We start from the raw sequence: 13,191 nt of genomic DNA on the forward strand, positions 1-13,191 counted from the left end.
CGCCGGCGGGCCGTCCGCCCCTTTCGGCGGCCCGCCCCCGACTCCTCGCAAATCCAGAGAAATAGGCACATGGGTCAGTTCTTACAGTTCGTCTTTCTAGGCCTGTCTACCGGCGCGGTCTACGCGGTCCTGGCTACCTCGCTGGTCGGAGTACACGCCGCGACGGGAATCATCAATTTCGCGCAAGGGGCGTTCGCCCTATGGGCTGTCTACGTCGTGGCCACCCTGCGGACGGACGGGACCTTCGTCCTGCCCGTCGGCAGCATCGCCCTCGGTAGCACGGCAGATCCGACGCCGATCGCCTTGGCCGTCACACTGGGAGTCGCCTCGGCGGCGATGTGGGCGGTGCTGGCACATCTGATCGTCTTCCGGCCGTTGCGCCACGCGCCGGTCCTGGCGCAGGTCGTCGCTTCGGTCGGATTGATGCTCTTCATCCAGGCCCTGGTCGGTCTGCGATTCGACACCGAAAACCTTTTCGCCACACCGATACTCCCCGAGAACACCGTGACCGTGGCGGGCGCTCTGATCAATGTTTCCGACTTGATCCTGGCCGGAACAGCGATCGCCGTCGCGCTGGGGCTCTGGGTGTACTTCACCCGCACCACCACGGGCATCGCGACTCGCGCCGCCTCCGAGGACGAGCTCGCGGCACGACTGACCGGATACGCACCCGACCGGCTCGCCGGCATCATCTGGACGCTGACCGGCGCCGCGTGCGGACTGATCGGTGTACTCGCCTCCTACACCATCGGATTGAACGAGACGAGCTACACCTTCTACGTCATACCGGCATTGGCCGCGGCACTGGTCGGCCGGTTGTCATCCTTCGGCGTCGCGTGCGCGGCCGGTCTGGCGCTGGGGTCGTTCCAGGCGGTCATCCTCTGGGTCGACACCAAGGACTGGTGGCCGAACTGGGCGCAAGCCGGACTCGGCGACGCAGTACCGTTCGTCATCGTCGTCGTCGCGCTGTTCCTGCTGGGCGGACGGATTCCGGCGCGCGGCGCGCTCGGCGCGGTGAAGATGCCCGCAGTCCGGATTCCGCGCATTCGGATCGTGCCGGTGCTGCTGACGCTCGCGATCGCCGTGGCCGCCCTCCTCGCCACCACCGGCACCTGGCGGTTCGGTGTGGTCACCTCGATCATCCTGTCGTTGATCGCGCTGTCGCTGGTGCTGCTCACCGGCTACCTGGGTCAGATCTCCCTTGCCAGTATGGCTTTCGCGGGCACCGCGGGCTTCGCGCTGTCGAAACTGTCCGACGGATTGCACATCCCGTTCCCGGTGGGCGTCATCATGGCTGCCGCGACGGCCACAGCCCTGGGGATTCTTGTCGGGGTGCCCGCGCTGCGCATCCGCGGCGCCCAATTGGCGGTGGTGACGCTGGCCGCCGCACTCGCCATCCAGAGCTTCGTGTTCAACAATCCGTCGTTGACGCCCGCGCAGGGCAACCTCATCGCCGACCCGAGTCTGTTCGGAGTCGACCTCGGTGTCCGCGAGGGCACCGATCTCGTCACCCTTCGCTTCGCCCTGCTGGTTCTGCTGATCGTCGCGGTCTGCACGCTCGCGGTGATGCGCGTCATGTCGGGAACGACCGGCCGCGCCATGCTCGCGGTGCGGTCCAACGAGCGCGCGGCGGCGTCGGTCGGAATCGATGTCGCGGCAACGAAATTACTCGGCTTCGCCGTCTCGGCTTTCCTCGCCGGCGTCGGCGGGTGCCTGATCGGTTACAGCCGAGGTCAGCTCTCCGCGGGATCCTTCACCGTGATGATCGGCTTGACCCTGCTGGCGATGACCTATGTCGGTGGCATCACCTCGGTATCCGGCGCTTTCGCCGCGGGCGCGGTCGGCCCGCTGGGTGTGGGCTACGTATTTCTCAACCAGACACTGGAACTCGGCGAGTATTACGACCTCATCGCTGCGGGCGTACTGCTGCTGATGGCCGTGCTCAACCCGGTCGGCATCACCGGCGCCGCCGCCGCGGCGCTCGAGCATCTCCGTTCGAGGGGCGCACGGCGCCCACCGGCGGACGAGCCCGTCACCGACGCGGGAAAGGCCACCGCCCATGTCTGAGCAGCCTCTGCTGAATACCACCGGCCTCTCGGTGCGCTACGGCGGCGTCGCCGCCAACACCGGCATCGATGTCGCGGTCAGGTCCGGCGAGATCGTGGGCCTGATCGGCCCCAACGGGGCGGGTAAAACAACGTTCGTCGACGCCGTCACGGGGTTCACCCCCTACACCGGACACGTCACACTCGCCGGCACCGCACTCGACCGCCTCGGCCCGCATCGGCGACGCCGATGCGGACTCGCCCGGACCTGGCAGGCGGGCGAGCTTTTCGGCGATCTGACAGTCGAGCAGAACCTGGCCGTCGCCCTGCAACCGACCGGCCTGCGTTCGCTGCTGACCGATATAGTCGGCAGCTCGAGACCACCGCGCGGTGCCATCGACGCCGCGCTGGAACTGGTCGGCGTGCCGGGCGTCGCGGGCTGCCGGCCCCACGAATTGACTCTCGGCCAGCAGAAGCTCGTCGGCGTGGCACGTGCGCTCGTCGGCGGCACCAAGGTGGTATTGCTCGACGAACCCGCCGCGGGCCTGGACACGCACGAGAGCCGCGAATTCGGAATTCACCTGCAGCGCATCGCGGCCTCCGGTATCGGCGTGCTGCTCATCGATCACGACATGGCCCTGGTGCTCGAAACCTGCGAGCGCCTCTACGTGCTGGACTTCGGCGCGGTCATCGCCGCGGGCGAACCGGCCGCTGTCCGGGAAAACCCTCGGGTGATCGCCGCCTACTTGGGTAGCGCACGAACCGGTAGCGCGGGCACCCCCCTCGCCCGATCGGCAGGAGAGACCGAATGAGCACCCCCGTGACCTCCGAAAAGCCGCTTGCCCGAACAGATCTCGCGCTCAGCATCGAAGCGGTCACCGTCGGATACGGCGGTGTTCCCGCGGTGCGGGATCTGCATGCGGGCGTGCGGCCCGGCGAGATACTCGCGCTGCTGGGACCGAACGGCGCGGGAAAAACCACCACGCTGCTCGCGTGCGTCGGAGCCCTGCCCCTGATCTCGGGCACCATCGACGCACTCGGCGCTGCCCTGGACCATCGCGTCGAGCGCAACGCGCGCCGCGGCGTCATTCTGGTCCCGGACAGCCGCGGCGTGTTCCATCGGCTCTCCGTCGAGGACAATCTCCGCCTGGCCCGGCGCAAGAACGGCCCAGCGGTCGATGACGTCTTCGACTACTTTCCCGCCTTGCGATCGATGCGTGCCCGACGCTGCGGCACGCTGTCCGGCGGTGAACAACAGATGCTCGCATTGGCCAAAGCACTGCTGTGCGCGCCCAGGATCCTGCTCGTCGACGAACTGAGTCTCGGACTGTCGCCGATCGCGGTCGAGGGCCTGCTGCCACGGTTGCGCGAGATCGCCGACGACCAGCACATGGCCGTCGTCCTGGTCGAGCAGCACATCGAACTGGCTTTCTCGATCGCCGACTCGGCTGTCGTTCTGCATCACGGCCGAGCGGTCATCTCGGGTTCGGCGGCCGAACTCGGGAAGCGCCGCGATATGGTCGAGGCGGCGTACTTCGGTACCACCCAGGAGTCCACCGGGGGCTCGGCTGCCACCTGAGCCCATCCCCGCGTCGGACGCCGGACAACGGACAGCAACGCATATGGGAGGGGAGCGTGACCGGAACCGGGCAGAGCGGACCGCGGACGACGCCCGCGCGCCGCCGCAGCACCCGTAACCGGCCCACCGATACCGAACTGCTGGACGCGGCGTGCGCCGTGCTCGCCGAGGTCGGCGTGGCACGCGCAACCATGGACACGATCGCCCAGCGCGCCGACACCTCACGGGTAACGCTGTACGCCCACTTCGGTTCCCGCGACGCGCTGATCGACGCCGTGATCGAGCGAGAACTCGCGGCGCTCACCACTTGGATGTTCGAGATCTACGACCACGGCGAGACGATGCGATACGGCCAGCGGGCTCGGTATTCCGTCGAGTCCCTCTTCGCGTACGCCCGCCGCCACCCGCAGGGATTTCGTGTGCTGCTCGACAACAGATACGCCGACGCGCACCCCGGCAGACGACTCTCGGCCGCCCTCGAACCCCGCATCGCCGAGCGGCTGCGAGCCAACTACGCCGCCCGGGGGACACCGATCCACGACGGCGCGGACACCCTCGCCACAATGCTGCTCAGCATCAGCCTCGACGTCGCCTACCGCGCCGTCATCGTCGCCGACGCCGACATCGACGCCGCCTGCGACGTCGCCGTCACCGCGTGCCTGGCGGTCTTGCGAACTGTGGAACCGGAGCAACTGCGCGCGATCGGAGCGACCGCGCAGAAACAGAGTGGAAACAGTTGAGCCGCGGGCAGCGATGCCCCTGCCGATTCGCGGTTGTGCGGCACTTCAACCAGTCTTCCCCGCATGCACTGGGGCTGAGCCCCACTCCCTTGACGTCCCCGACGGCGACAAGTTCTCTGTGAAGGGGTAACAATGCGCGCCACCGGGACGGTCCAGGTCGATCATCAACAATTCGTTCTCGCTAACCCCACCACCGACACCCTCGACATCGAGCACGAAGGGGCATTGCTGTCGACCGGTCTCGAGTTCCTCACCATCGCAACGGGTATCGCCTACGGACCCGCCACCCTGACCCTCGAACTCGACGACACCGCTCCAGCCGCCGAATCGATCGATGACTGGGAGACCGTCGAGGAAACCGCTATCGAATCCACGGGGCCCTTGCAGGTCCTCACACTCGACGGCGTTCCCGTCGAGGGGTTCGACCCGCTCCCGCCGGGCCGCTACCAGGTGCGCGCGCACGCCCGCGGACGCGACCGCGCCTGGGCGTTGGAAGTCGCCGAGCCCACCGAAACATACTGGCTGCGTTTATGGCCCGCACCGGGCCAAGCGGCCAGCACCTGTATCACTGTGCTCCGCACAACCGATGCCGCCCACTCCTCGCCTGCGAAAACCATCCCGCAACCGGACCCCACCACCGTCACCGTCTTCGCCGCGGACGGATCGGTACAGCGCGTCGCACACGACAGCCCCGAAGCCACCCGTGCACACGACACCATCCGGAACTGGGGCGGACGTCCACCCAGCAACCCCCGCTACGCGATCTCGGCGTTCGGCATAGGCGGATTGGATCGAGAGCTCGTCGACGAACTCGACGCGCTACCGCCCGACACCCAGCAGGCACTGGCTCGATGGTGCGTGCGGCGCGCATTCGAAAAAGCCGGTGTGGACCGAGTCCCCGACTTCGCCGAAGCGCTCGACGCCTTGGACGACAATCGTGAACCGCCGGCGGATTTCGGCAACGGCTCGCTGCTGCGGAACCGCGTCGACACCGACCCTGCGATAACACTCACCTTGGCCGATGGACTCCCCGGCAGCCCCCAGCACGTTGTGCAACATATGGCGCTGTCTGCCTATACCGGGTCCACCGATCCCGACCCCGTAACCGCCATGTTCTCCACGTTGTCGGCGACCGCCGCCACCTACGGGATGGCATACCAACAACTATTCGACCGGATCCGCGAAGAGTTCCTTGCCCGATACGGCCTTTGAGTCCGCGCATACGGAGCACATCTCTAGTTAGGGATCTCCCTGCCGGAAGTCGGACGCTTCGTGGACGGCGGTGATCGGGCCGCGGGGACGGGATCCTCGCAGCCGACGGAACACCTACCCACACCCGGTATCCCGCTAGGGAGCGAGGCTGTTCCCGACCTCAGACGGGTCACAGACCGGTACGGAGGCGGTGAGCTGAGAGAAGAACCGCCTCCGATCAGGGTGTTCTCGGCTAGCTCAGATCACCGAGTCATGATGGCGTGCGGTCCGAATAGAGCCTGATCAGAGACCATTTCTTACCCGCTACCTATGGGAAGAGCGACTCATTTCTCCGCAACGCTACCTGTCGGTTCGTAGCAGTTCCGCTTGAGTCACGCGATGGAGACGGAACAGCTACGATACCCACATAGGGGATATAAGCTAGGCCAACCGCTCACGCTCTCCGACGAGTAGCCCCCTACGGGCGGCGTAGAGAATTGCCAGGCTCGGCGTGTCGCACACCAACGCGCCCATTAATTTGTGGCGATAGCTACTTGCCGCGGATCTCACGAACGCACAAGAATGGCCGTTCAACGATAAAGGGCGCCGACCATCAGCAGGCCAGCACCCGATTCCAATTGACGGGATCCCGTGATTCGGTCCACCGGGTGTGAGAGCCGGTTATCGGTGGATGCAGGTTGCAGCGCACGCCCAGCTAGCGGCTACTCCGGCGTCCATGGCTCGGCGATTATCGCCTCCGCCGATTTCGAATTTATCAGACCACCTTCACTACAGCGACTTTCGTGGACTCCGGCACAGCGGTTCGGATCGCCGATCCAGGCCCCAGGCAGTCAGATAAAGTTGCTGATCGCTCAGCGTATGACCCGAGCGTCCCGCTTATTGCACGGATTCTTCGGCCTCGCCGCCGTACTCATCCGCTGGCGACGACTAGGAACCGAACTCCGATAGGTGCTCCTTCACTTCGGTATTTCGCCGCCGGGCGGCCCGGAGACGGTGGTGAGGTGATGCGCCCTACAGCGTGGGAAGTGGTATATACACGCGACTCGCGTCTTTTTCCTCCGTCGAATCGTGTGGACGTAATCCGAGCAATGAACTGGTCGTGGAGTCGAACATTACGGAGGTGATGCTTGTCACAGTGGGCGGAATCCGGTCGCGGAGCGCGAGAGTCTCGGTGTCGTAGACGGCAATTCCATTGCGCGGTGAAGTGACCACCGTGACTGGGCCGAATATCTCGGCCTGTTTGGGAGCGTCGCCGACGAACGCGGTCGCCTGCACCGCGAAGTCCGAGTTCATCAGGCGCGCGATGCCATCGGCGCCGGTAACGAGGATCTTTCCGGTGGCCGGAGTGAACGCAGCGAACGTTACCGATCCAGGTGGCATGCGTTCACCCCAGAACCTAGGTCTCGAAGGCGATTTCACGTCGATCAGGGCGACTTGCCCTGCGGTCGTGGTCACGACGACGGTGCCGCCGTCTGGGGAGATGTCGCCATCTATCAGGTGGTTGTCGTCCGCGAGCCAGTCGGCGCGGATCGTGCGCACCGCGCCATCGGTGCCGAGCAAAGTTACCGCGTTCGTAGCTGTGATGACGAAGGTATTTGCATCCGAACCTGCGCGCGTCCCTCGGATAGTCATACCGTCCATCGGAACGGCCAGTGTCGTCGCCCCGTTCCCGTCGACCCGCAAGATTCCATTGTCGGCGCCGATGACGGCGGTATCACCGATTGCGGAGGCCATTGGGGAGAGCAGTGTCGTGCTTTCGACGTGGCCGGTCACTGCATTGTTGGAAAGATCGACGACGTCGCCGTCGGCTCGGATTCCGAATTCATTTCGGCCGATCTTCACCAGCGCGTGGATCTCCCCCGCATCTCCGTACTCGATGCGCGCACCGGGCATGATGTAGAGCCAGCCATCGGGTGTGACGACTGCCGCGCGCGAACCGGTCGTGTCCAGCGCGGTGACGTACCGATTGGCGCCCCACGGGATGTAGGGCCGTTTCGCGCCCGCGAAGGTCATCAGATCGGTCATGGCGGGCCCTGTCGCCCATGCCGAGGAATCGGAATTGCATATGTGGCGGTTGAGTCCGAACGCGGCCCGGTCGACGGTGACGCCTGTCGCGGTCGCCGCGAAACTCGCTTCCCATATTGTCTTCTTCGGGATCAACCCGAAGACGTTGTCACCGCAACGAGTGACGCTCGCTCCCGAAGACGTCGACTCCATCTCGGTCTCCGGCACGATTTCAGTAACCGCGGTCTCCTGGATGCCGCTGTCGGTGTACTTCGCGGTGTGCAGTTTCCCTCGGCCGTCGGTGTAGTCGAGTATCCGTTGTCGCGCGTCGATCGTCATGGCCGTCGGCCTGGCGGGAAGTCGAAACTCGACGGTATCGTCGATGTCGGCGAATGCCGCGCGATTCAGCAGTGCGCCGCCATCCCACGGGGTCGAGTACCAGATATCAGTCCCATCTCCGGTGGCGACCAACTCGACGTTGCCGATGATCTGTCGAGTCGTCCCAGAGGCGAAGTCGGCGATATTCAGATTGCCATCAGTGAAGGCGACGGTGTGACCGGAGGCCGACACGGCGATCGACTTGATCCTGGTGTCCTCGTCGAGAGTGATCGAGCCGAGCTGTCGCCCCGTTCGGGCATCGAACTGCTGCAGTGCCGTGCGCGAGTATGCGACGATGACTGGCGCGTCCGGTGCCCAAGCCGCTCCGACGTATTCGCGACGATCGACGGCGAACGTGCGTAGCCTGCGATCGTTGGCGGTCGCGATCTCGAGCGCTTCGACGGCCGCTGGAGTGCCGGAATGGGCGACGGCCTCGTTCGCGAGTCCGAGTGCCCGACCCGAGTCGACTTCGTCGAGCGATCTGGATGCCAGATTCAGTGACTGGGAGAAATTCGCCGACCGGGTGGCGGCATCGCGCTGGGCGGCCGCGATGGTCCAGGCGATCGAACCGACGACCGCGAGTACCGCCAAGATCGCGGTCGCCGTGGTCGCGCCCTGCCACAGCCGTCGTCGTGCACGGCGGGCATGGTGCATGACGGCGACCGCAGTGTTTTTTAGCGTCTCATCGACCGAGATACCGGCGGCGGGCGCGTCGGCGGACAGGACGATTTCGGCGTCCTCGGCCTCGGAGTGACGAAGTAGCCTCTCGACCAGCGACCTCGAATGGATATCGTTCGATCGCGCCAAGGCGACGATTCTGGCGTGCGCGCCGGTGACGCGGCGACGTGCCACGAGTTCTGAGGCGTGTGCGGTGACCGGGCCCGATCCCGGGACGTGGAAAGCGGTCCACTTGCCCCACTCCAGCAGAAACTCGAATTCCTTCCGGCAGTACTCCGAAGCGCGCCATCTTGGCGTATCGAGAACGATCACCAGATCCGCGGCTGCGAATTCGTTCTGGATCACCTTCCAATGCTGCTGTCCCACCGGTAGATTGACGGCTTCGGCGGTGCGAGAGTATTCGCCGGATTCGTCCATCCACACCGAATAGCCCGCCGTACGCAATTCCTCGGAGGCCGCTTCGGCCGTCTCCCGATCCGCATGAGAGTACGAGATAGCGATATCAGCCATTCCCCTGTCCTCCGTTCAGGCTGAATGCCCTGAATTCTTCGGCGGTCGCCGCGCGTGGGAGACGGATGCCGGTAGACGGTCGGTCAGCGAAGTCGAGTGTGCGGACCGTGCCGATCTCGGTGACGAACACCAGGCCGGCCGCATTCTCGGTGAAGGCGACATCTGTGACGAGTGCGCGTCCGCGAGCGGGTTCACCGAACACCACAGTGCCTCGTCGGATGTCGAGAACCATTACTCCGGAGTGCGTCATGACGGAGACGAGTCCATCGTCCGGCGCGCTGCGAACGGCGAACGGTTTCATCTGCCTACCGATCGCACCAACGATTCGGGTCCGTCCGTCGCGCAGTTCGACCAACTCGCCTCCCATTGTCACCAGCATTAGATGAGCCTGGTCGAGGTATTCACCTGCCGCGATCGTGCGGTCGCCGGAGCCCAACTCGATCGGGCCCGGCACATTCTGCTCGGTACCGAGGCCGTCACGGATTTTACCGTTGGCGGTCACAACCGTCACCTTCCCGTCCGGTGCCGCACCAAGGACGACCGGCGCGCTCGCGGGGTCGTAATCGTGGCTGTCCACGGTGGAATTCGGCATGTGCCACGCTGACACGGTTTTTTCGTCCGCGATCACGACCGTCGCGCCGTCCTCGCTGATCGCCGCCAATCCGGCTTTGCCCGCACCGATCGCCATGGGGAGGGGTTGGCCCCGGAGTTCCCTTTTCCCGGCATCACCCCAGAACTGCTCTCGATCGTCGAAGGAATAGACCCGAACACGATCCTCACCCACCACGACGATGTACTTGCCGTTGTCGGAGAGGAATACATCGGTGGTTAGCCCTGAGAAGAAGTAACGCTTCTCGGATCCGGACAACGTCAAACGCTCGAAGACTCGCGCGTATCCCGGCACCAGGGTCACCGCGTATCGATCGTCGGCGGTATGCCGAATCTGGTTTCGTGCGGAAGCGATCGGGTCGATGTCGACGAAAGCATCGGTCATCCTCACGCTCGGGTCGACTATGCCCGCGGCGGTCGGCTTGCCGAGTTGATCCGAATCAGGTGCGTCCCATACCCGGAGGAACTGATCCAGCGCCACGGTCACCACCTGTCCGTTGCGCAGTCTGTCCACCCGTACCTGCCCTGCGGTGTGCGCGCGAATAAGTTGGGTGTAATTCCGATTCCCGTGCGTGGGTGACACGATGCTCAACTCGCCCGCTTGGTGACCGACTGCAGCGAAAAGCTCGTCGAGGGTGATGATTTCCCGTGCGGGGAGTCCATAGCCGTCAGAGGAACTTTCCTCGGCGGTCTCCCCCAGCGTGAGTACGGTCAGGTCACCTCCGTCCGGCACAGCCAGTACATGGTCGCCGTCGTCGTTCATCTGGAACTCAGTCACACCTTGCGCTTCGACCGCGCCACGGATCGCGAAGGTGCGCCCATCAACGAACAGAACCGAGGCATCGGTGGCGACCGCGAGATGGTCGCCGTTCGGGCTGCGACTCGCGCTCTTGACAGCGGCGCCGTCGGCTACAGTTAGGAGTTTCTGCACAGCACCGGTTTTCACGTCGACCCGCAGAAGCCTTGGTCCGCGAGCCACCAGCAGTTGGGCGTCGTCCCACCATCCGAGCATCCGATCATCGGGTGTGCGCCATCGATCCGGCTCCGCGAGACGGGCCCCGGAATCGACGTCGAAGACCTTGATCGGGCCGGGCAGGCGTTCGGTTGTCGCGAGCATCGAGCCGTTGGGGCTCATGCGGCCGTCGCCACCGCCGCGTTCACCGTCTTCGTGATAGTCGAAGGTGCCGAGCAGTCGTCCACCCGCCGATTCGTATACCCGGACAGTGGTGTCGTAGTAGGCCGTGACCGCAATGCGGTCCGAGGTCTGCGCGGCGTCGACGTCGCGGGGGATGTAGTCGAGGCGGTGGGAGGTGTGCGGCCAGGTCGCCGATGCGACTGCGGCCGCCGCACCTCGAACGACGTCGGTGTCGGCGTAGCCGATTGCCCGGTCGATCAGAATACTCGGCAGGTCCGGGTCGGCACCGATGAGCCGTAATGCATCACGGCTCAGCCGATCCGCGGTGGCGATCGCGTCGGCACGCTCGGCCGCGGTGCGCGCACGCTGCGCGTCGACCGTGCGAATCGCGGCGAAGGCGATGAGGACGACCAGCGCCGTGGCGACGCAGGCTATCGTTGTTCCCCATCGCCGTCGACGTTTCGCCAAAGCCATCGAACTCTCGGCGACGTATGCGCGCACGGTCGCCATATGCGGCGAGGCCTCGGCCGGAGTGGACTGCAACAGCCGTAGCGCGTCTGGCAGTGTCGAGTCCCGCAGCAGCGAGGTGCTCGCGGTCGCGCGTGACTCGCTCCATTTGATCGCGTCGTCGGTGAGTCGATTCCACGCGACGATGTCCTGGCCGCCGTGCAGCGCGACGGTCGCTATACGGCGCGCGGTAGCGCTCACACCGACCCTGCGGACCAGGACCTGACTCAGTTCCTCGAAAAACGGTGCGGCACTGTGAAGAAACGAAACCGGAAGTACGTCGCGGTAAGGCTGTGCCCGCGTGCGTAAGGTGTTGTCGTCGGTCTCACACACCATCGCCTCGGTGATGAGAACGACGAGCGGAACATCGTCAGGAGGGGCGTCCACCGGTTCGGCGACTCGGAGCCCTTCGGCCTCCAGCGCGTCCAGTAGGTCTCGGATCTCGGCGAGATCTTCCGTGCGATACAGGACATCTATCCGTTGTGGTGTGGAGGGCTTGGCCGTCGTCGCGCGCAGGGTCTGATCCACAGGGCGATCCTGGCAGAGATGCGGCGCCGTCGCTCGGGTATAGCAGTACTCGAAAAGACTGTGGCGGTATGAATATCGCGTCGCGGAAGTCGCTTGTTCTTCGAGGACTCCGTGCATCGCCGCCGACACTCCGGACGGGCTCGACGGGGAAGCCATGTGGGTGCGAGGGTTCGGGCTGTCGTGATAGCTTCGGAGCTGGTCTCTTCTCCCGCGACGCGCAGCGCGTTCTCCAACGTGTCCCGGTATTCGGGATGAGCATCCGACTTCTTGCGTAGACGCAAGATCATAGCCAGTGTCGATTCGCCTCTGTCGTACCGTAGGAGGTTGCCAGCGCGTCATCGAGCGCGAGTACTGCGGCGAGCAGATCGTTACGATAGATCCCAGTTCGATCGCCAAAAAGCCAGGTTCAGCGCTTTGGACACAAGCGCTGAGGTTTTCGTGGCGGCGGTGGTCCAGCCCACGATCGCCCGAGAGTAGGCGTCGAAGATGAATGCAACATAGGCCCACCCGGTCCAGGCCGAGAAGTAGGTGAAATCGACCCACACCAGATTCGGTGCGGTGGCGGAGAAGTCTCTGTTGAGCTTGTCACCAGCACAGATCCCGCCCTTCTCCGGGATCGTGGCCCGATGTCTACAGCCTCGCACGACACCGTTCATTCCTAGTTCGCGCATGATCCGGTCGACGGTGCCGAAGGCCACCCGGTGGCCGGGACGGCGCAGATAGCGCGTCATCTTGCGGCGCCCATACCATCTGCTCCGGGCTGCCTGCCAGGTCACGCAGAGCGTTCTCCATATACGCATAGGCGATGTCGCGTGCTGAAGCGGGCCGGCGGCGTGCTTTGCGGTAAGTCTCTGGCGCGAACTGGATTCTGTGCGTACCAAGCGCACCATCCTTGCGGAGCTTGTCCAGCGCCTCACGCTCGGCCGCAGCCAGTCCACCCGCCGTCGATTCCTTGCCCGGCCGAGACCCCTCGGCCCGGGCCTTCTTCACTCACACCCGCAACGTCTCATAGTGCACATCGACCGCAGGCCGATCGCACGAGCGGCGGAATACGGGGACTCGAACTCATCGAGGCGTTCCAAGACCAGGCGAACGGCCTTCTTGCGAACCTCGGGCGGGTAACGCTTCGCCATCATGTCGACCATCTTCCACTAGGAAGATGCGGCCCCCAACCCGTAACGGTTCACACCTGGGTCAGAAACGCATCGGTGGCCAGGTCTGCAATCCCGGTACCCATTCATGCTCCACCGACTTGTCAGTGCCGGG

At 64.9% G+C, this 13,191-nt stretch carries 8 protein-coding genes; 5 read left to right on the forward strand and 3 right to left on the reverse strand.

All coding sequences use genetic code 11. From position 1 onward, the window contains the following. Positions 1 to 69 precede the first annotated feature (69 nt). The 5 genes from AB0I43_RS29760 to AB0I43_RS29780 all read left to right on the forward strand — a co-directional run bounded on the left by AB0I43_RS29760 (position 70) and on the right by AB0I43_RS29780 (position 5,576). Positions 70 to 2,067, forward strand: a complete 1,998-nt coding sequence (locus tag AB0I43_RS29760) for an ABC transporter permease (protein WP_357432997.1) — start codon at positions 70 to 72, stop codon at positions 2,065 to 2,067. Further along, complete coding sequence (locus AB0I43_RS29765) at positions 2,060 to 2,857, forward strand: ATP-binding cassette domain-containing protein (protein WP_357432998.1); 798 nt, start codon at positions 2,060 to 2,062, stop codon at positions 2,855 to 2,857. Before AB0I43_RS29760 ends, AB0I43_RS29765 begins: the two co-directional genes overlap by 8 nt. Next, positions 2,854 to 3,624, forward strand: a complete 771-nt coding sequence (locus AB0I43_RS29770; RefSeq protein WP_357432999.1) for an ATP-binding cassette domain-containing protein — start codon at positions 2,854 to 2,856, stop codon at positions 3,622 to 3,624. The genes AB0I43_RS29765 and AB0I43_RS29770 overlap by 4 nt, the downstream gene beginning before the upstream one ends. A 56-nt stretch (positions 3,625 to 3,680) precedes the next feature. Beyond that, positions 3,681 to 4,364: a TetR/AcrR family transcriptional regulator gene (locus AB0I43_RS29775; protein WP_357433000.1), complete on the forward strand. Its 684-nt coding sequence runs from the start codon at positions 3,681 to 3,683 to the stop codon at positions 4,362 to 4,364. A gap of 132 nt (positions 4,365 to 4,496) precedes the next feature. Then, complete coding sequence (locus AB0I43_RS29780) at positions 4,497 to 5,576, forward strand: hypothetical protein (protein WP_357433001.1); 1,080 nt, start codon at positions 4,497 to 4,499, stop codon at positions 5,574 to 5,576. 1,011 nt (positions 5,577 to 6,587) lie between these two features. On the opposite strand, the gene AB0I43_RS29785 is transcribed toward AB0I43_RS29780, so the two are convergent. The 3 genes from AB0I43_RS29785 to AB0I43_RS29795 form a co-directional block, all read right to left on the reverse strand. After that, on the reverse strand, positions 6,588 to 9,146 hold the full coding sequence (locus tag AB0I43_RS29785; protein ID WP_357433002.1) for a toll/interleukin-1 receptor domain-containing protein: 2,559 nt from the start codon (positions 9,144 to 9,146) through the stop codon (positions 6,588 to 6,590). Further along, positions 9,139 to 11,925 carry a WD40 repeat domain-containing protein gene (locus tag AB0I43_RS29790; RefSeq protein WP_357433003.1) on the reverse strand — a complete coding sequence of 929 codons (2,787 nt, stop codon included), beginning with the start codon at positions 11,923 to 11,925 and terminating at the stop codon, positions 9,139 to 9,141. Before AB0I43_RS29790 ends, AB0I43_RS29785 begins: the two co-directional genes overlap by 8 nt. A gap of 368 nt (positions 11,926 to 12,293) precedes the next feature. Further along, positions 12,294 to 12,701, reverse strand: coding sequence for a DDE-type integrase/transposase/recombinase (locus tag AB0I43_RS29795; protein ID WP_357433004.1), 408 nt, complete (start codon positions 12,699 to 12,701; stop codon positions 12,294 to 12,296). Positions 12,702 to 13,191: the final 490 nt, after the last annotated feature.

The sequence above is a fragment of the Nocardia sp. NPDC050435 genome, assembly GCF_040655395.1.
In the GTDB taxonomy this organism is placed as follows: Bacteria; Actinomycetota; Actinomycetes; order Mycobacteriales; family Mycobacteriaceae; genus Nocardia.